The following is a 20259-nucleotide window of genomic DNA, read 5'->3' as shown; positions in this document are numbered from 1 at the left end:
CCAACAAATAAGACGTATTCGTTTTTTGCGCTTTTAAATTACAATGATAGACCATGAACCACACATTGAAAATCACTATATATTTTGTTTAATTCCCTATGTTCTGGGTCTAAATTATTCTTGATTTCACTTATAACTTTACCATTCACAGTCTTTCTTGTGATTGTTATAAGTTTCAATGAATCTATAAACATATTCATTGTGAGTTTTTGGATCTCTCCATTATCTTTATAAAATTTCTTTAATTTATAAATGCAATATTTCAAAACAATTAGGGACAAAAAGCATAAAAATACATGAGATTGAATATGTTCGTCTTTATAAACGTACATCGGTCTAACTTCGATTGCTGATTTTAAGGTTCTGAAACCTTCTTCCGCTTTTCATTGTCCCTTATATATTTCGTTCGCTTCTTTTGAATCTATGTTTGTTATGTTTGTTTCAATCATATAAAAACCATCTTCATTAGCGACTTTTTTAATTTTTTCGATATTTAATCTTTCAACTGTTTTACCATCTACATCCATATACTTTTTCTTATATTCAGGAACCAAAGCACTTAATGGCAATTCACCATTAATAGACTTTTTCTCCAATTTATTAATAAGATTTTCTCTTTTTATTTTGTCTAAAGGTTGTTTTGAAGGGCTAAAATAGACAAATTGTTTTCTAAAGCTATCGCTATATCTTTTTTTATTTTTGTTTTTAGCTCAAACAGATTGGACCAATCTAGATTTAGTAAAATAATCATTTTCTTGAACAAAACCTTGATCATTTACTATAAATTCTTTATCTTCTTTTCCAAGAATATCAATATGTTTCTTAACTATATATTTATATCCTTTTTGTTCTAAATATCTTAAATTTGCATTTTGACTAATACCTTTATCGACAACTATTATTGTGTCTTTTGTTTTGTAAATTTTTTGCATTTCGACTAAAAATTTCACAAGAGTTTTAGAATCTGCGGTATTTCCTTCGAAAACTTTATAGTGAAAAGGAATGCCATTATTATCAATTACCATAGCTACAACAATTTGATCTTCATCATACTTTCCATCTTTAGAAAAATCTCTTTGTCTCAAACCATCTCTTGAAAAACTTTGAAAATAAACAGTTGTATTATCAAAATGCATTAATTTTGTGTTTCTAGTTGTCAATTCTTGCATTTTGTTATAAATATTGACTAAAATTGCATTTTTATATTCTAAAAAAGTATCAAAATAGTTATAAATTGAAGATTTTTTTATATTTATCTCATGTAAAAAGTCATTTTTGTTTTTGTATTGACAAATATAACTTCTTGGTTGAATTATTCTTGTTGCAACAATAAATTCCAATACTTCTTCTAAAGATTTGTGTTTGGTTTTCGGTAATCCTTTAAATAAATCTAGTTCTTTAATTACTTTATAAATCAATTCAATACCAACGTTTTTTACATTTGTTTCGACAGATGTCGGGTTAAGTAATTGGAAAAATTTGGTTTTAACTTCAATTTTATCTTCTCCAACAGGAACCAATCTAGCAATTGGTTTTAAATCATCGATGTTTTGTAGAGAATATTTTTCTTTAATTTCTTCTCAATAACCTAATCCAACTAAATTCCCAATTCCTTTACCGTATCCTTTTGATATTCCTAATGCAATGTAAATCTCTTTTGGGTTTTTTCTTTTATACAGAATGTAGTTACTCATACTTATATTATACATTAATATCATTGTAATCATTGTAAAAAGTTAAAATAATTAAAAAATGTACTTATACACTATTATATAAGTAATAAGGTAAAATGTATAAAAAGAGCTTCCAACTTTCAAACTCAGGAAAATCTTGAGCTTTCTTCATACCGTTAATGCCTATAAAATAAGTGAATAAATCTAAAATAGACCTTAATAATTCAATTAATTTAACACTATAAAATAAAAGCAAGATACAAATACATCTTGCTCTTTTTATTATTTAATTATTGTCTTTGATTGAATTAAATTAGCTAAATTATTTCTTGTGGAATCATCTGTTTTGTCATAATTTTCAATCAATCATTTTATATCAATTAAAATTGCGTGAACTTGCTCATAAGGTTTAGAACTTCCAAAATCTTTTATACCTGATTTTCCTATATAAAAGAAATTCTTGTTTGAATTAAAGCATTCATTTTCCGAATCAAAAGGAATTAAAAAAGCATTAAAAACATTTTTAACATCTAACTTCTTTTTGTGGCGAATATATTCCGCATAAGCTATTTGCTTGACAATATCACTTGTTTGCGGAAGAGTATCGGATCCTTTACTTGGATCAATTCCATATTTGTAGTACTTTGCATCTAAAATATATAACTTATCATCGCAAAACATTATCGAATCAGGTATTAAAGAGCTTGCTTTTTCTCGTTTTTCTTCAGGTTTTTCTATTTTTCAAAGTGCTCTGGGCTTTAATTCCTCTTTTGTGGATTCTTCATAATTATCGAAAGCACTTTGAATCATTCTTTCTCAAATGTATTCAAATTCTTTTGTTCCATAAACTCAGTTAGATTTGGTTTCTTCATCATAGTTTTCGATTATATTAAGCATACATTTTAATAAAACAATTTCATTATCTTTTTGTGTTTTAGAAAGCTTTTGTCGCAAGCAATATTTGAATAAAGAGTTGTGAAATTTCACATTAGGTTTTTCTATAACTGATAAAGAAACATTGTAAAATCAACCAAGGTTTTTAATCGCTTCATAAACACAATATTTATGAATCTTTGTAATTAACTCATCATGATTTTGGACGTTTTTTCGGTGCAAAAGATTTAAATAGATTAAATTGTTACCAGAAATAACTGGTTTTTCAATTTGAATTGTCTTTTTAAAATCAATTTTTCCACCATTAGAATGTGTAATGATAATTTCTTCTTCATGTAAATATTTCTTGTTGCTTATCAAAAATTGTTCTAAAACATATAAAAAAGAACTTAATGGAAAAAATGAATTTTTAGATGAATTTTCTTGATCTTTGGAAAGTGTTTGTTCTTGAGCTTTATTCAGAAATTTAAGACATTTTAGCAACTTTTTAATTTCTATTATTTTAGACTCTTTACCTTTTGAATTTATGTCTTTAAGATTGTAACCAATAGGAAATGAAACTGTGAGAGTGTTATCTTTTTTTAATAGACCTACAAAACCATTTAATTCATTACTATTTACTACTTGAATTTCAAGTTCTTTTTGATTTGTTGTATCTTGACTCATTATTTATTGTTATTTGATTCAGAACTTGATCTTCTTTTTTCAAAATCGTCATTGATTTTTTTATCGAAAATGCTTTTAAATCTTTCATTACCTTTGCTCTTTATAAATTTCTTTATAACTGAATCTAAGCTCTTAAATTCTTCTTTAAACACACTTTCTCTGTTTAATTTAAAAGCATCATCTCATAAATATTTCAGAACTTTATGAGCAAAGTAATCAATTCTTCTTTCATCAAAATCATTTTTGTTTATAAAATATTTACCAATTCTTTTGTCTTCTAAAGAGCTCATATGGTTTGAATTATTTAAAATGTGATCATTAATTACTTCTAGAAAAATTCCTCAAGAAATATTTGTACCTAATATTTCAGAATTTTTAAGCTCTTCTTCCTTATTTGTAAATTCATTAGAAATATGTTTCATTTCTCAACGTCTTTGAAAGGCAGTATCTAGAGCATAAACATTTTGATCAGAAGTGTTCATTGTAGCGATAATAGTAAGATTGGAAGGTATTTTAATCTTGTGAGATGTGTCACCATACACTTCCTTAGAAATATCTGCATTAGTTATTTCATATTCACTTTCTCCACTTTCATCTCTGTCTAAAAGTTGGAAAAGATCACCAAAAATAGAATGTGCATTTCCGCGATTAATTTCTTCAATAATTAAGTAGTGGTGATTTTCTCGATCATTAATTGCTTTTTCTAGAATTTTAGTAAAAGGACCAGATTCAAATTTATATGTAATTAAGTGATTTCCATTTTCTTCTTTAATATAAGGTTTGATTTGACCTACAAAATCTCCATAGCTATATTCCGGATGAAAAACAACTCTTTCAAAACTAACTTGCTTATCTTTGTTATCTAAATCATATTCTTTTTTAACTTTGTATGATTTACCAACACCAGGCACACCATAGTAGATGATATTAATACCTTTTTGGTTTGTGTTATTTTTATTTTCTTTAGTTTGTGTCATATTCTCTTTACTCTTTTTATTTAAATCATTTTTCTCTTTTTCATCATCAAGACTAGATATAAGATGAATAAATTCATAATTTTTTAAATTAAATTCACTTTCGATTTTTTTGGTTATTAATATTGAGTTAACCAAAAAACTTATTTCTTTTTTATTCAATCTCTCTTGTCATTTATTCGCTTCATCACCAAAGAGAATATCTAAAACCTTTTTTTGTCAGTCTTCATTGTAATATGGAGAAAATATTTCAGGAAACATAACGTGGAGATATTTTCTAAATCAAACTTTATCAAATAGATTATATGGCCATTGATGTTCCTGAAATTCTCAAGATTCATCTTCTTTTATAGAATTGTAAATTTGCTTTACAAATTCAATGTATTCATTAATGTTGTTTAAATTATCAATATCATAATTCTTAATATTGTTAATTTTTTCATAAACTTTCTTAAGAAATAATCGAACATCATTTGCAATCTGAACAGCTTCTGTTTTTGTTACTTCATTTTTATGCATGAAAATATCTTCGTCTTTATCTTTATTTTTTGTTATTTGCAAAGGAAATTTAGAAAAAGCATCACCTCCTTTTATAGAACCCAGAAATTTATTAATATCTTCTACTTTATAACCTGACCTTTCTTTTTCTGAACCATAGAATTCTAATAAACGCATTAAATTTTTATTAGTACTACCAGTTTGATCAAAAAGTATATAAATTAAATCTTCACTTGATATTTGTTCTAAAATTTCAGGTTTAAAATCTGACTGAATTTGGTTATAAAATGATTCTATAGTTTTTTTCTCTTCTGTACTTATTTTGTCATTTATATATTCTTTTATATTAGATTTTTGAGCTAAAAACTCTTTTATTTTAGTGTTGTCATTTACTTTTTTATTGTTGCTCATTTTGTACCTTTCAATTTTTATGAATCAAGATTCAAAAAGCTATTTTTGTCTCTTTATTTAATTTTTATCAGGATTAATTTCCTATAAAATTTTTATTTTTAATAAGTTTTTCAGTTATTTTTATTTCCTTTTTTGACTATAAAATAGACTAATTAGTTGATTTTAATAAATCATTAAATTCAGATTCGTTTAAAACTGAAACACCTAATTGATTTGCTTTTTCTAATTTCGAACCAGCTTCAGCACCAGCTAGTAAATAATTTGTATTTTTTGATACTGATGAAGAAACTTTACCACCATTTTGTTCAATTAAATCCTTAAAATAATCACGTGGTTTTGATAAAGTACCTGTAATTACAAAAGTTAAATTTGATAAAAGATCTGTTTTAGCAACGTTAGATTCTTCAAATTCAATTATTTGATTTAATTCGATTAACATCTCACGGTTTTTTTCTTTATTAACGTATTCAATTAATGATCAAACACTTTTTTCACCTAAATCTTTAATGTGAATTAAATTTTGTAAATTATTATTTAAAAGATTATCAATTGTTTTTAACTCTTGAGCGATTAATTTACTTGCTCTTAAACCAATGTGTTTGATTCCTAATCCAAAAAGCAAACGATAAAACTTAGTTTTACGCACACTTTCAATATTGTCTAAAATTTTGTCAGTCTTTTTTTCTTTGAAAGAACTTAATTCGAGAATTGAATTTTTATGCGTTTTTAAATTAAAAATATCTACAAAATTTTTAATAAAGCCTTTTTCATAAAATACATTAATATTTTTATCACCTAGACTCATAATGTTCAATGCATCACGCGAGACAAAATGAATTAGTGAACGGATCTTTTTCTCGTCACATTCTTCGTTTAAACAGTATTGATCTACATTTTCATCTAAATATGCTAGTAAGGAATTACAGCTAGGACAATTAAGAGTTTTTTCAAAGATGCTTGAACTGTTTTTTTGAACTAATTCGATAACTTTGGGGATAATTTCACCAGCTTTAATAATTTTTACATCGTCCCCAACGTTGATTTGCATTTCACTAATAAAGTTGTAATTATGCAATGTTGCGTTTTCAACGTTTGTTTGATTCAAGTAAACAGGTTCAATTTTACATACATATGTGATTTTACCGGTACGACCAACAGTTGCGTTGATTTCCTTAATTTTTGAAATAGCAAACTCCGAATCCAATTTAAAAGCGATTGCATATCTAGGAAATTTACTTGTAACACCTAATTTATTGTAATAATTGATTGCATTGAGTTTAATCACAAAACCGTCAACATCATATTCAATTTGATTTTTGATTTCTGCAAATTTTTCAATTTCTGACATGATTTCAGATACATCCGAAACGAATTTACTGTATTTTTGAGTTGGAAAATTATGTCTTTTTAAGAAACTTAAAACTTCTTTTTGTGTGCTTAAATTATGTTTTAAAGGATCAACAATCTCGTATAAAAATGAATTCAAATTACGTGAACGAACAATCTTAGGATCTAATTGACGTAGTGTCCCACTGGCCGCATTACGGGGGTTAGCGAATGTTTTCTTATCTTGTTGTTCTAAATTTTGATTGATTCTTTCAAAGTCACTTTTATAAAGAAAGACTTCACCACGGATTTCGATTGGTTCTAAATAATCTATTACTTTTGGAATTGATTTAATTTGATAAATATTTTCGGTGACATCTTCACCAATTTGACCATCCCCTCTTGTGACTGCTCGAATTAATTTACCATTGATATAATGAAGTGCGATCGAAAGTCCATCAACCTTATACTCTAGTGAAAATAAAAGTTCTTCATTTGGTACGACTTTGACCAAATTATCATAAAATTTGTCTAATTCTTCTACAGTATAGGCTTTTGCTAATGATAACATTGGTTTTTGGTGTTCGTATTTGGTAAATTTATTATTTGCCATTCCACCAATAATTTGAGTCGGAGAGTCTTGAGTAACAAACTCCGGATAGTTTTTTTCTAATTCTAAAAGTTTATTATATGCTTTATCATACTCAGCATCTGAAACACTGGGATTATCTAAATTGTAGTATTCATGGTTTCAAATTTGGATTTGATTTTTTAATTTTTCGATTTCTAATTTTGCTTGTTCTTTAACTTTGTTGTTCATAATAAAATGATTATAGCAATTATATTTATTTAAAAAATTGAATTAATCAATATAATTTATTTCATATGATTAAATTGGAAAACATTACTTTTAGATATAGAGAAAATTTTAAACCAGCCCTAGAAAATGTTTCTTTTGAAATTGAAGATGGACAGTATGTGGCCATTCTGGGACATAATGGTTCTGGTAAAAGTACATTATCAAAAATTTTAGTCGGTTTAGCAAAACCTCAAAGTGGAAAAATTTGAATTGACGGAATTCAATACAGTAAAGAAAATTTAGTTCACGTTCGTAATAAAATCGGGATTATTTTCCAAAATCCTGATAACCAATTTATTGGTGCTTCTGTTGAAGATGATATTGCTTTTGGACTTGAAAATAGATGTGTACCACAGGAAAAAATGGCTGAAATTGTTAAAAAATACAGTCTCGAAGTCGGAATGGAAAAATATCTTAATCGTGAACCTGATCGACTTTCTGGTGGACAAAAACAACGTGTGGCCATCGCTAGTGTTTTAGCTTTAGATCCTAAAGTTATGATTTTTGACGAAGTTACATCAATGTTGGATCCAGTCGGAAAGGAAAAAGTTCTTTCAATCATTAAAGATCTACAAAGTACACGTCAAAAAACTCTAATTTCAATCACACACGATATGGATGAAGCAATTTTAGCAGATTATTGTTTAGTTTTTGCTGATGGTAAGTTAATTGCCAAGGGTTCTCCAAAAGAAATTTTGAACAATAAAGAAATTATCGAAATTGCTAAAATCGATTCACCTTTTATTTATAAATTAAGCCAAAAGTTAAACGGAATAGAACCTACATACGATGAAAGCGAGTTAATTAATCAAATATGCAAATAAAAGTTGAAAAATTAGGTCAAATCTTTAATGAAAAAACTCCTTTAGAATTTCACTCATTAAATAATGTTAATGTTGAAATTAATCAAGGAGAATATATCGGAATAATCGGTCAAACAGGTTCAGGTAAAACAACTTTTGTGCAACACTTAAACGCTTTACTTTTTCCAAAAGAAGGTCAAATTAGTTGATTTTTTGATAATGATATTGAACAAATAAAATCACAAGCGAATTCAAAGAAATCTTTCTTTAATTTTGCAAACAAAAACAAACAAATTCAAGAACATGAACATATTTTAATCGACTACAAAACTAAATCTCGTAAGGTTAAAAAGGTTAAATTATTAAGAAAAAAAATTGGTGTTGTTTTTCAATTTGCCGAATATCAACTTTTTAAAAATACAATCAAGGAAGATATTGCTTTTGGTCCAATGATTTTTGGTGTGCCAAAAGAAGAAGCTTTTGAACGTGCAAGGGAATATCTTAAAATAGTCGGAATGGATGAATCTTATTTAGAAAGAAGTCCGTTTGAACTCTCTGGTGGACAAAAGAGAAGAGTCGCAATTGCAGGAATTTTAGCAATGGAACCGGATGTTTTAATTGTTGATGAACCAACTGCCGGATTAGATCCTGTTGGAATTCGAGAAATTTTGGATATTTTTAGCAAAATGCATGATCGTGGAACGACTATTATTAACGTATCTCATGATTTGGATAATATTTTAAAACATTCAAAACGTGTTTTAGTATTTCAAAATGGAACCATTGTTAAAGATGGTGACACTTATGATGTTTTAAGAGATAGTAAATTCTTGTTTGATAATCATTTACAACCTCCAAAATTATTCCAATTCATCGATAAAATTGAAGCTAATGGAATTAATGTTCCGAAAGTTCGTTCACTTGATGAATTAGCTGATTTTTTAAATTCAAGAAAGGAGCAAAAATAGATGAAAAGTGTTTTTGGACGTTATATCCCTGGTGATAGTTATGTACACAAGCTTGATCCAAGAATTAAGATTATTCTAACAATCAATTACATTGTTTTAACATTTATTTCGTCATATTTCATTGATACTTTATTAATTTTGTTACCTTTAGTAATTACATATGTTATTTCAACAAAACGAATTTCACCATTAATTAATTCTGTTAAATTTCCTTTATTTATAACATTTTTTATTTTTATTATTAATGTTTATTCGCTTAAATATAATGATAGTTCTTATAAAGATTGAGCGATTCCAATTTGAAAACAAAAAGATATTTATATTACTTATGAAGCTATAAATAAGACAATTACTTTGTTTTTAAGAATCTATATTATGATTATGGTGACAACTTTATTAACAAATACAACTAAACCAATTTTGTTAACCAAGGCAATCGAGGATTTACTTTTACCTTTAAAATTATTTTTTGTTCCAGTTCATATTATCGCTATGATTATTTCAATCTCCTTGCGTTTTATTCCGACATTATTAGATGAAGCTAACAGAATCGTCAAAGCTCAAACATCACGTGGTGTGGACTTTAAAAATGGAAAAATTAAAGAAAAAGTTGTTGCATTCACTACCTTAATAATCCCTTTATTCGTATCCAGTTTTTCCAAAGCTGAAGATTTATCAAACGCAATGGAAACACGAGGATATAATCCATACAAAAAAAGAACTCGTTATCGTAAATTGCAATTTGGTTTAGGAGATGCTTTAGTATTATTATGATTGATTCTATTAACTTCATTTATTATTATTAATCATGTTAATGCATTTGACTATTTACCTAATTGATACACCTATTATTTTAAAATTGTTTAAATCAATTAAATAGTTATTTGAATATTTGGATAAAAAATATTTTATAGTATAATACAAAAGCACTATTTTAATAGTCATAAAATTAGCTAATTAAATGAAAGGAGATCCTATGGCAAGAAAAGATATGATTACTGGTAAAGGACCTCAATTTGGAAACACACGTTCACACGCTATGAACGCTTCAAGAAGAAAATTTAATGTCAACTTACAAAAAGTTAGAGTTAAAACAGCTTCAGGTGTTAAAACTTTAAGAGTTAGTGCCAAAACAATCAAAACATTAAAAAGCAAAAATTTAATTTAATATTTATTCAAAATTGATCAATTTAAGACACCATTTTGGTGTTTTTTTATTGCTTTTTGTCAAAAAAAAAAAAAAAAAACTAGTCGCGAAGACTAGATATGGTACGTTGTGCAGGGTTCGAACCTGTGACCCGCTGGTTAAGAGCCAGCTGCTCTACCGACTGAGCTAACAACGCAACTTAATTTCTTATATTATAACACTATAATACAAAAATGTTTAATTAAGATTAATTCTTAAAGGTTTTTGGTAATATATAATTTATTTGAATTAAAATAAATTATAGGGGTTTATTATGAGCGAAACAACAGCAGAAAATAATTTTTTTTCTATCAAAAAGACTATAACTTCTATTGATGATATATATGTCAAAAAATATAATAAAGAAATTTCGTTTAAAACAAGACTTTTTGTGTTCATTTTATGCCTTTTATATTTATCATGTAAAAATAAAAACGAAGGTTCTAATAATTCGGAAAGTATCGAAAAAAAATATTATTACTTTTTAAATCAGGATACACATAGCGAAATAATCGATTATTTATTTGAAGGAAAAAAGTATTCTGAAATAAAAATAGATACAAATTTTGCTAAAGAATATTTTACAAAAATTGAAAAATATGAACTTGATGAAAAATATGAATCTATAAATGACGATGTTATAGAGAATTTATTAGAATATAGTCTTTCTCCTAATGGATTTGTAAAAACGAATTATAACGATAATGAAATGAAAGAATATTATGAAAAAATACATTTTCTTAATTTAGACAATAATAATCATTTAAGTAGTAAAAATATCGAAAAATGGATAAGTATAAATCCCGAAAATAAATTTCACTATACATTAATATTAAATTCAGTACTTGAAACCTATAAAATTGCATTAAATTCAGAAATAAAAAAACTTGCAAGACAAAAAATAGAAAACTATAAAAAAACTGAAAACGAAAAAACTATAAATAAAGTTAATGAACTCAACAAAATTCTCGAGGTACTTGAAGAGGTTAAAAATATAGATAAATTATTAGAAATTAAAAGTGAAGTGAATAAATATAATGCAACAGAAGTAAATGATGTAACATATGTAACAGAAGAAAAAAAATTATTTAATAAATATAAATTGAAAAAATTAGCAACAATTGATATTTTATCAAATGATTTATTCGATAAAATTTTGGATGGTCTAAGAATTGAAAACAATTCTTTTGAGAATCACAAATCTATTAGAAAGAAATATATTCAACATAGAATGTTTCTAATATTATTGTTGATTTTTGTTTCACTATTTGGTGCTTCAGGAATAGTTTTCAGTGCTTATGAAATAATAAAAGAATTTTGTCGGCTTACTAAATAAAATTTGAGTTGTGTTATCAATTGTAGTTTTAATAATATTGTTTATTTTCTTTATTTGATTAGCAATTTTCATTGGAATAAACAAAACAAACATGAACCTAAAATTCACAGATAAAATTGAATATAAAAAACATTATATCCCTACAAAATCAGTTGAAAAGGTCTTGGATATTTTGGATGAAATAGCATTGTTAATTAAATCTACAAAAAATGAGAATAATGTTGTTTTAATATCAATAAGAATGGTAGATTTTTCTGAAAAAGATATAAATGTTTATTTTTTATCGAAAATTTCAGATTTTATAAAAAGTGTTTTTCACGCTAAAGCTATCAATACAGCAATTACCAAAAATAAAGAGAAGTATGAAAATATTTATTTTGAAATAATTTTCGATAAAGAAGCATTTGATTATTTAAAAACAAAAAAATATAAATTTATAACTAATTCTAAGAATGTGACATTTTCATATGAAAAAAATAACGAAGTTAAATCAAAGGAATAATACCTATTTGAATATTACTAACTTAAACTAAAACAAGCACCAAAACTAATTTTAATTTATATTAGTTTTGGTGCTTGTTTTAGTTTAATAGTTATTTAGATTCTTAGGATTAAATTGACAATTAATCAAGATAAAAACACTTAAATAAATTAATGATCATAAAATGATAAAACATTGATATTGAAAAATAGCAATTCTGGTGTCTATAGAAATAATACTAGGAGTAAATGATCAATAACTTAAAAATAATGATCGACTTTTTAGATAATATGAAAAATCCGCTTCATCCATCCTGTATCATGGTGAATATGTAGGATAAATTGAAAAATAGACAACAACAATTAAAAGAATAGAAAATAATAATAATGAAAATGTAATTTTTTTTATTTCAGAGTTATTGCTTGTTCTATTATTAGTTTCGATTGGAAAATCTATTTTGTGTAAATATATAAGATCTAAAAACGGAATTAATAAAAATCATGATTTAGGATTTTTAAAAGTCATATTTTTGAATTGTTTGGATAATAAAATAATTCGAAATATGAATATTCAGAAAATACCAGTATATAAAAAAGTAGACAAAAAGTTATATTGTTTATAACCTATTATTAAATATAAATCTCCATCAAAAGTATAAAAAGGATCAATTGGTTTAGAACTAATTTCTCCAAATTTAGGTTCAAGTTTCAGCAAGAATGCTTTTAAAAAAATAGTCAATAAAATGAAAAGTAGTAAAAATGTATTTAAAATTTCGACATAAATTAAATATTTTTTATTAGTATTTAACATATTCGTAATATTTGTTGTTTTCATAAATTAATCTTTGCCTATTGTGTTTGAAAAAGCTATTTCCGTTGTTCTTCAGCTTGAAATATAATTTTTGTATGTTGGTAAATCAGAATATGTCGGAAAATCCAAATCTTGTTTTCTCACTAATACTCATTTATATTTACCTTTTTTATTTACGTTGAATTTAATATATTCCAGATTTTGAAAATTTGAATCAGAACTAGCCAGAACATTACCTTTATCATCTTTTAAAATTAGATCAAAATTTCTTACGAATGGAAATTTTCTTTCTTCTTCTTTGTTATTGTTTTTATGTACGAATTCACTTTCTCAAGCAATCGCACCTCTAATAACATCATTTTTATCAGCTTCTATTGTTTTTAAAAGCATTTCCTTATCTTTGGTTAAGTGTGTATGTGAAAACATTGTTGAGATACTTCATTTATCTGTTACTTTAATATATTGTAAAGAGTCAAAAGATTTTTTTAGTTTTGAATAATCAAAAGTACCTGCTCCATATTCAGATAATTTTTCATTATTTTTATTTAATGAATAAGTTGAAGTACTTGAAGCAGCTAAAGCAATTATATTATTTTTACCTAAGTCATATTTATTTTTATATTCTTGAAGTGTGTAAGATAAAATTCCACTAATGAATGGAGCTGAAAAACTAGTTCCATCGTGTTTTTTGTAATATTTTTCACCATTTGCTAAAAGTGTTACTCTTTTTCTATCTGTGAAATTAGAACGACTTGAAAAACTGCTAATTTCACCTTTTTCATTATTAGAACCTACGACTATACCATTTCAAGCTAATTTATGTCCTAATAAATCATTAAATCAAGTTTCACCGTTATTTCCTGCCGAAGTAACAAAAAGTACTTCTGGTTTTCTTATCATTAAAGAATCGAAAAATGATGAATCTGGATTATATTTTGAATATCACTTTATAACATCTGGTGTTGCACCTTCAGACATAGCACCAAATGATGTGTTAATTACTGAACAATCATTTTTTAAAATTAAATTTTCTATTTTTCTAAAAAAATCACCTTCACCGCTATATCCATCACTATAAATTCTTGTATGAAGATTTACACCTCCTTTACCACCAATTATCGAGGCGACCAGTGTTGCATGTTCCGAAATTCTCGCACCTGCTCCATTATTAACATGAAATACTTGATTAACTCCTTTGTTTCATTTATCAGTGAAAAAATAATCAGAGTCTCCAAAATTTACTAGATACTCATTTTTGTCACTAACTTCAAATACACCGACATTAATTCTATTAACCTTGTCGAATCTATAAAGATTTATATTATCTCTGTCGCCTGAAGTCAATCTATTTGACAGAAAATTTGTTAAATGTGGATTAACAACATAAGCGTTTTTATCCATGTCAGTGCTATCATCAAGTTTAAAAGGTCCCAGAATTGGTACTGAATATTCGCTTTTATTATTTAAAGTTGGATAAACATTAAAACTAAATTCTTCTAATAAATTATCGTTATTTATTTTTTTCAAAAATTTTTCAACTTTTGGAAAATCACTTTCTTTTACGTTTTCAAAATTTAATGAAAAATAATTTACGAGTTGACTTCTATAAATGTTTCATTTAAGGTTCATTAAATTTAATTCATTATTAAGTTTTGTTTCAAATTGATCCATATTAGATTTATTAATAAAGTCAACGTTATAATCTTTTACTCTAAATAAAATTGAAATTTTTTTTAATTCTTCTTTTTTTATTTCATTGCTTGTTGCACCAATCATTAAGAATGGAGTACAGGATATAGTTCCTAGTCCTAAATATTTATAAATTTTTTTTAACATAATTACCTCGTTTTAAATATAAATTTAACTTTTAAGTTTATTTTTATTAAAGATAACAAACTGAGTTTTTATTGAAGTTAAAATACAGATATAAAAAATTGATCATCAAATTAAAGATAAAGAATATTGCATTATAGCTATATTCGTTTTTATTAAAACTACTTTTTCGCTATCATTAAGTTTTAATTCTTTCGAGTTAAGACTTTTTGAACCGTATATTCAATAATATTCTTTTAAACTTATATTCGGATGATATCTATCATTATAAGAATTAATTGACAAAATAATAATTGTCATAACACTTACAATGATAAAAGCTATAATCAAAATAATTTTAATTTTATTTTTAGTTTTTTTAAAAGGGATTAAATTGATATTTTCAATGCTATTTTTATTTAGCAAGAAAAAGACTTCAAAAAATGGAAATAATAAAAATATAAATTTTATTCAATTCTTCAATAATTCTTTTTTTCAATATACGAATAATAAAATAATTCTAAAAGTATAAATAGATATAGCACTAATAACAAAAAAAGTTGTGATTATATTGTAAACTCTATAATCTATTATGAAAATCATTTGTTCTTGGTAATACAAAAAATGTTTTGGAAATGATGTTCAATGGTACACAGCTTTAGCATCTATTGCAGTTTTTCATTTTTTTAATTCGTCTTGTACTCAAAATTTTTCAAAAAGCATTAATAAAATCACACAAATTATTATTGATAAACTTAAAAATAAAGTATTTATTAAATATTTTTTAGTTGTGTAATTCATAAATTAATCCTTTCTCGGGGTTTTAAAATTTAAATCAACACATGGTTTAATTAGATATCAAAAACTTTTATTAATTAAAACTCACGAAATAACAAACATAATGTATTGTGGTATTGTTTTTGTGACGTTCAACTTCAATTCATTATTTCAAAAGTTTACATAACCTACATTATGTAATCGATAACCTGGATAATGATCACAATTAATGCAATCAGGAGCGTTAAGAAATTCTATAACATCTCTCTTTTCAAAAACAAAGGCATTAACTGATAAAGCGAATATAGCAAAAATCACACCAAAAGCAAATGATATCATGACTCAAGACTCATAACATTTTTTAGTGGTATAAGTATCCGGTTTTGAGTTTATTAATTCCAAATTTTGTCTTAGTAAGAATAAATCTAAAAATGGAATTAACAAAATTAATCTTTTAAAAAAATTTTGATTATTTTGTTTTGACCAAAATTTATAAAGTATCGATAATCTATTGATATAGACAAATACTAACGTCACAATTAAAAAACTGTGAATTCAATAGAAATAGTTGTAGCTAGTTGTGTAAATATTATATTTTTGAAAAAAATTCAACGGTTGATTTTTTTGATATAAGAATAAAAATAATAACAACAATACAACCAAAAAACTTAATATTGAACTTTTAAATAAATAGATACGTTTTTGTTTTGTCATTACAAATTCCTTTCGAAGGTTTCATAATATGCACACTTAATTAAATTAACTTTTTTCCTTTCTCACTTTAATTTTATTGAGTTATATGCTTATTTTTCAGAAAATAAAAAAATAGAGATAAAAAACATCTAAATATGAAAAATAAATGAAAAAAACCATTACTTTTCCATTAAAAATGCTCAAAATATGAAATTCTGTTTCATATACTAAAATTAACTATTTAAAGTCTTTTTATTTGCAACAAAAAACGAAACACCGACTATCCAAAGAATAGTTTCATGTTCCGTTTCTTCTTAGAATTATTAAATGTTTATTATTTATTAGTTTGATTTAAAGTTGATAATTTGAATTCAGATTTTAATAAACTGAAAATACTCATATAAATTAATGATCATGCGACTATAAAACTAATATATCCAGATATTGCTAAAATAGTTTTAATATTTATAGCAATATGATCATAATTTGGAATGAATTTATTTAATTTTAAATCGTATGCTCCACTTGATCATCTATATGTGAAAGGATCTATTTCTTGTCATCATTTCAAATTATAAGGCGAAATTTTCATAAAAGTATAAATTAAACTTATAGAAATTACTACCGCTAATAAAATCAGAATTCACTTAAATTTTCATTTGCGATCTTTAAAAGGTTTTTCATTTATATCGTTTATTGAATAGATATTTAAAAACAACATATCTAAAAAAGGGATTAATATAAAAATAAATTTAAGAAGTCTTTTTGAAGTTGTTTTTTGTCAGTACTTGTATAAAACAACACATCTAAATAAATATATCGCAATAGCACTCACCATTAAAAAAGTCGTAATCATGTTGTATGCTCGATAATCAATTATATAAAGTAACATTTCTGGATAATATTGAAAATGTTTATAAAATGATGTTCAGTGATGTAGATAATTTAAAGCATGTCAATTTTTTAGATCTCTTTGCACTCACAAAATTTCGAAAAATACTAAAAGTAATACAAAAATTAAAACCATTAAATTCAATAATTGAGTATTAATGAAATATTTTTTAGTATTTGTGTTTTCTATTTGTGTTTTTTTTCAAAGTTTAAAATCAAGTCTAAAAATTGGTTTAATTAAGTTTCAAAAAGTAAGATTAATTAATACTGAGCATAACAAACAAATAATATATTGTGGTATTGTTTTATAAATATCTAAACTTAAATTTGGAAGTGTAAAATCGAAAAAACCATCTCAAGGTATTCATGTAATTTCTTTAGCTTCTGCTTCTAATGAATTACTTACATTTAAATAAGGAGTCCGTTCAAAACTATAGGCCATAGAATTAATTGAAAAACAAATATAAATCAAAATTAAGCTAATTAGCGGTAATAATCAAAACAAGAATCCTCTGAATTTAGCATTTGAAAAACTATCATTATTTATAGTATTTAAATTCGGATCTTTTTTTAGAATGAATAAATCTAAAAAAGGTACTATTATTAAAAATCAAGTTCAAAAATCGTCTTTAATCTTATTTTTTCAATATTTAGAAAGAATAAAAATTTTATGACCAAAAATAAAAAATATAGAAACTAATAAGAATGAATGTATTAAATAAAAATCTAAATGATAATATAGAGTTCCGTTATATTTGCTAAAAAAGAAGAATCGCTCTCGTGATCATAAAACAATTAATATCAGAAGAAAAACACAAAATAAAACATTTAAACTTTGAGTTATTCATAAATATATAAGTTTTTTTGCTTCATTTTAATCCTTTCCTTTAGTATTAGCAAATGCTATTTCTGATTTATTAAAGTCTGAGAGGGGTATACTTAAAAATAAACCAGTTAATATATGTTTAAAAAATTTTTTTGTCATATTTGACTCCTTTTATTGAGTTTTATTTTTATATTAAAACAATTCTCCTTTCATTTTAATTTTATTTCTTTAACTAAATATTTTTCAAAAAATGAATAGTTTTATCTTTTAGAAATAAATTTATGAAAAATAAATGAAAAAACCATTACTTTTCCATCAAAAATGATAATAATATGAAATTTCGTTTCATAATAAAAAAACAAAAACACACGCACTTTGATATACGTGTGTTTAAAGTTAAATAACTTTATCAAATGTTCTTAATAAACTAATTTCATCTAATATACTTGAAACTGAACTATTTGGATTATTTGAAGATACTGCAACAATTAAACCTTCAACTAGTGGTCCATTAGCAAGAAATACGTTATCAAGTGCAAGCATTTCAATTGCCATTTGAGTGTTCATTAATGAACTTCCTAGTTCACAAAAAACTATGACATCTCCTTTAGGAGCTAATTCTTGGATTTTGTCCATGATAATTGTTGCATCGGTACCATATTCTTCGCTATCTTGTAAACCACCTGCATTAAGAATTTCAAATTCAAACATTTGCATTGATTTTGCAAGATTAATCGCTTCTTGTGCTAATTTTTTATTATGACTAACAACTACAAAATTAATCATTATTCTGCAAGAGTTTCTAAAATTAAGTACATAGTGAGCGATCCAGGATCAGTTGTTCCTTTACTACGCTCACCAAGATAACTAGCACGTCCTTTAGTTGCAATTAAATCTTTACTTTTATCAAGTTGAATTTTCGCAACAGCTAAAGCAGCAGTCATTGCGTCTTTGTGATTTTGACTTTCTTTGAATACACGATCATATTCAATACTTGCTGGTTCAATAATGTCCAGCATAGTCTTTTCGCCTACGACCGCTTTTCCACGTGCTTTGATTCCCTCTGATGCAGCAAGTAGCATTTGGTTAAGATTGTCAACTTTAGACATTCCTAAAAAAGCACTCGCAAGTAATGGACCAGAAGAACCACCAACTTTTGACATTAAAATCATTGCACAATTTTTGAAAATAGTACTTACATTTGCATCTTTTCAAGCACCTAATTGTTCTTGAATATTTGCAAATCCACGTTTAATATTAATTCCGTGGTCACCATCACCAATTAAACGATCTAACTCAGTTAATTCTTCAGAATTTGCAATTAATTTGGTTGCAATTTTATCCAAATAAGTTAATACAGTTGAATTTTCCATCATATCCTTTTAATTAAAATAATGTTGTGAATGTTGGTTCGTCAAATAATTCTTTAGTTTCTTGATCTAACTTAAGAATTGAAATTGAGAAACCTGGCATTTCAAGTGAAGTCATGTAGTTTCCAACTAATGAACGGTAGATTTTTACACCGTGAGCTTGTAATTGTTCATTGACTTCTTTATTAATAATATTTAATTCCATTAATGTTGTAGCACCAAGTCCATTGACTAAAACAACTACTTCTTCGTCTTTAATTTCTGATTCTTTTAATAATTCAGTAAGCATGTATTTAACATGTTCATGTGCACTTTGGAGTTTTTCACGGTGTGTACCAGGTTCTCCGTGGATTCCTAATCCCATTTCGATTTCGTCCCCAGCTAATTCGAAACTTACTTTTCCGCTAGCTGGAACGGTACATCCACCTAATGACATTCCAAGTGTTTTTACATTAGTAATAACTTTTTCAGCTACTGATTTAACTTGAGCTAAAGTGTATCCTTTTTCGGCTGCAGCTCCAGCAATTTTGTGAACTAAAACTGTCCCAGCAACACCACGACGTCCAACTGTGTACAAGCTATTTTTAACAGCAATATCATCATCAACAACAACTTGTTCTACAGCAATATCTTCCATTGCGGCCATTTCTTTTGCCATTTCGAAGTTCATAACGTCCCCGGTGTAGTTTTTGATAATTAAAAGTACACCTTCTCCATTATCGCTGACTTGAATTGCTTTTAAAACTTGATCTGGGGTTGGTGATGTAAACACTTCACCAGACACAGCAGCATCTAACATACCTTTACCAACAAAACCAGCATGAGCAGGTTCGTGACCTGCACCACCACCTGAAACTAAAGCAACTTTTTTACTTTTTTCTTTACGAGCAATAACATTAAAGTCTTCTACTTTGTATACACGTGGATTTGCATATTCCACTCCTTTAAGCATTTCGCTCACAACGTTTTCAACATTATTTAATAATTTTTTCATAATTTACCTTT

General features: G+C 25.8%; 18 protein-coding genes and 1 tRNA gene. 7 read left to right on the top strand and 12 right to left on the bottom strand.

Features of this window, described 5'->3' with window-relative positions; translation table 4 throughout:
* Window positions 1-38 precede the first annotated feature (38 nt).
* The 4 genes from BLA55_RS00435 to ligA form a co-directional block, all read right to left on the bottom strand.
* Window positions 39-1727 carry an IS1634 family transposase gene (locus tag BLA55_RS00435; protein ID WP_073372166.1) on the bottom strand — a complete coding sequence of 563 codons (1689 nt, stop codon included), beginning with the start codon at window positions 1725-1727 and terminating at the stop codon, window positions 39-41.
* Window positions 1728-1955: 228 nt separating this feature from the next.
* Window positions 1956-3233, bottom strand: coding sequence for an LlaJI family restriction endonuclease (locus BLA55_RS00430; RefSeq protein ID WP_073372165.1), 1278 nt, complete (start codon window positions 3231-3233; stop codon window positions 1956-1958).
* Window positions 3233-5116, bottom strand: a complete 1884-nt coding sequence (locus tag BLA55_RS04245) for an McrB family protein (protein WP_157089893.1) — start codon at window positions 5114-5116, stop codon at window positions 3233-3235. Before BLA55_RS04245 ends, BLA55_RS00430 begins: the two co-directional genes overlap by 1 nt.
* A gap of 148 nt (window positions 5117-5264) precedes the next feature.
* Window positions 5265-7262 (bottom strand): NAD-dependent DNA ligase LigA, encoded by a 1998-nt coding sequence (ligA, locus tag BLA55_RS00420; RefSeq protein ID WP_073372164.1) that lies wholly within the window; start codon window positions 7260-7262, stop codon window positions 5265-5267.
* A 65-nt stretch (window positions 7263-7327) separates the two neighbouring features.
* Here ligA and BLA55_RS00415 point away from each other — a divergent pair, with 65 nt between their 5' ends.
* The 4 genes from BLA55_RS00415 to rpmB all read left to right on the top strand — a co-directional run bounded on the left by BLA55_RS00415 (window position 7328) and on the right by rpmB (window position 10240).
* Window positions 7328-8125, top strand: coding sequence for an energy-coupling factor transporter ATPase (locus tag BLA55_RS00415; RefSeq protein WP_073372163.1), 798 nt, complete (start codon window positions 7328-7330; stop codon window positions 8123-8125).
* Window positions 8116-9072, top strand: a complete 957-nt coding sequence (locus BLA55_RS00410) for an energy-coupling factor transporter ATPase (protein ID WP_073372162.1) — start codon at window positions 8116-8118, stop codon at window positions 9070-9072. The genes BLA55_RS00415 and BLA55_RS00410 overlap by 10 nt, the downstream gene beginning before the upstream one ends.
* The gene (locus BLA55_RS00405; protein WP_073372161.1) at window positions 9073-9939 is read left to right on the top strand and encodes an energy-coupling factor transporter transmembrane component T family protein; all 867 of its coding nucleotides are present in this window, start codon (window positions 9073-9075) and stop codon (window positions 9937-9939) included.
* 109 nt (window positions 9940-10048) lie between these two features.
* A complete protein-coding gene (gene rpmB, locus BLA55_RS00400) occupies window positions 10049-10240 on the top strand; it encodes a 50S ribosomal protein L28 (protein WP_073372160.1) in 192 nt (63 codons plus the stop codon).
* A 99-nt stretch (window positions 10241-10339) separates the two neighbouring features.
* Here the strand turns inward: rpmB and BLA55_RS00395 are convergent.
* A tRNA-Lys gene (locus tag BLA55_RS00395) sits at window positions 10340-10415 on the bottom strand.
* 117 nt (window positions 10416-10532) lie between these two features.
* On the opposite strand from BLA55_RS00395, the gene BLA55_RS00390 reads away from it, so the two are divergent.
* Both BLA55_RS00390 and BLA55_RS00385 read left to right on the top strand, forming a co-directional pair.
* On the top strand, window positions 10533-11594 hold the full coding sequence (locus tag BLA55_RS00390; protein ID WP_073372159.1) for a hypothetical protein: 1062 nt from the start codon (window positions 10533-10535) through the stop codon (window positions 11592-11594).
* A gap of 91 nt (window positions 11595-11685) precedes the next feature.
* On the top strand, window positions 11686-12096 hold the full coding sequence (locus tag BLA55_RS00385; protein WP_073372158.1) for a hypothetical protein: 411 nt from the start codon (window positions 11686-11688) through the stop codon (window positions 12094-12096).
* Window positions 12097-12180: 84 nt separating this feature from the next.
* Here BLA55_RS00385 and BLA55_RS00380 read toward each other — a convergent pair whose 3' ends face one another.
* From BLA55_RS00380 to BLA55_RS00370, 3 genes are read right to left on the bottom strand one after another with little or no spacing between them, the layout of a single operon-like run.
* Window positions 12181-12909, bottom strand: coding sequence for a hypothetical protein (locus tag BLA55_RS00380; RefSeq protein WP_073372157.1), 729 nt, complete (start codon window positions 12907-12909; stop codon window positions 12181-12183).
* A 3-nt stretch (window positions 12910-12912) separates the two neighbouring features.
* Window positions 12913-14721, bottom strand: coding sequence for a S8 family serine peptidase (locus BLA55_RS00375; RefSeq protein ID WP_084107611.1), 1809 nt, complete (start codon window positions 14719-14721; stop codon window positions 12913-12915).
* Window positions 14722-14745: 24 nt separating this feature from the next.
* Window positions 14746-15498 (bottom strand): hypothetical protein, encoded by a 753-nt coding sequence (locus tag BLA55_RS00370; RefSeq protein WP_073372155.1) that lies wholly within the window; start codon window positions 15496-15498, stop codon window positions 14746-14748.
* A 205-nt stretch (window positions 15499-15703) separates the two neighbouring features.
* On the opposite strand from BLA55_RS00370, the gene BLA55_RS04480 reads away from it, so the two are divergent.
* Window positions 15704-15829, top strand: coding sequence for a hypothetical protein (locus BLA55_RS04480; RefSeq protein ID WP_256373943.1), 126 nt, complete (start codon window positions 15704-15706; stop codon window positions 15827-15829).
* Between the two features lie 672 nt (window positions 15830-16501).
* Here the strand turns inward: BLA55_RS04480 and BLA55_RS00360 are convergent.
* From BLA55_RS00360 to dhaK, 4 genes are all read right to left on the bottom strand, one after another.
* On the bottom strand, window positions 16502-17500 hold the full coding sequence (locus BLA55_RS00360; protein WP_073372153.1) for a hypothetical protein: 999 nt from the start codon (window positions 17498-17500) through the stop codon (window positions 16502-16504).
* A 780-nt stretch (window positions 17501-18280) separates the two neighbouring features.
* Window positions 18281-18670, bottom strand: coding sequence for a dihydroxyacetone kinase phosphoryl donor subunit DhaM (gene dhaM, locus BLA55_RS00355; protein ID WP_073372152.1), 390 nt, complete (start codon window positions 18668-18670; stop codon window positions 18281-18283).
* The gene (gene dhaL, locus BLA55_RS00350) at window positions 18670-19257 is read right to left on the bottom strand and encodes a dihydroxyacetone kinase subunit DhaL (RefSeq protein ID WP_084107609.1); all 588 of its coding nucleotides are present in this window, start codon (window positions 19255-19257) and stop codon (window positions 18670-18672) included. The genes dhaM and dhaL overlap by 1 nt, the downstream gene beginning before the upstream one ends.
* 13 nt (window positions 19258-19270) lie before the next feature.
* Complete coding sequence (gene dhaK / locus BLA55_RS00345) at window positions 19271-20248, bottom strand: dihydroxyacetone kinase subunit DhaK (RefSeq protein WP_073372150.1); 978 nt, start codon at window positions 20246-20248, stop codon at window positions 19271-19273.
* Window positions 20249-20259 lie beyond the last annotated feature (11 nt).

Source organism: Mycoplasmopsis pullorum, from assembly GCF_001900245.1.
GTDB lineage: Bacteria > Bacillota_I > Bacilli_A > Mycoplasmatales > Metamycoplasmataceae > Mycoplasmopsis > Mycoplasmopsis pullorum.
Note: the sequence above shows the minus strand (reverse complement) of the source record. Positions and strands in the feature narration are given on the sequence as shown.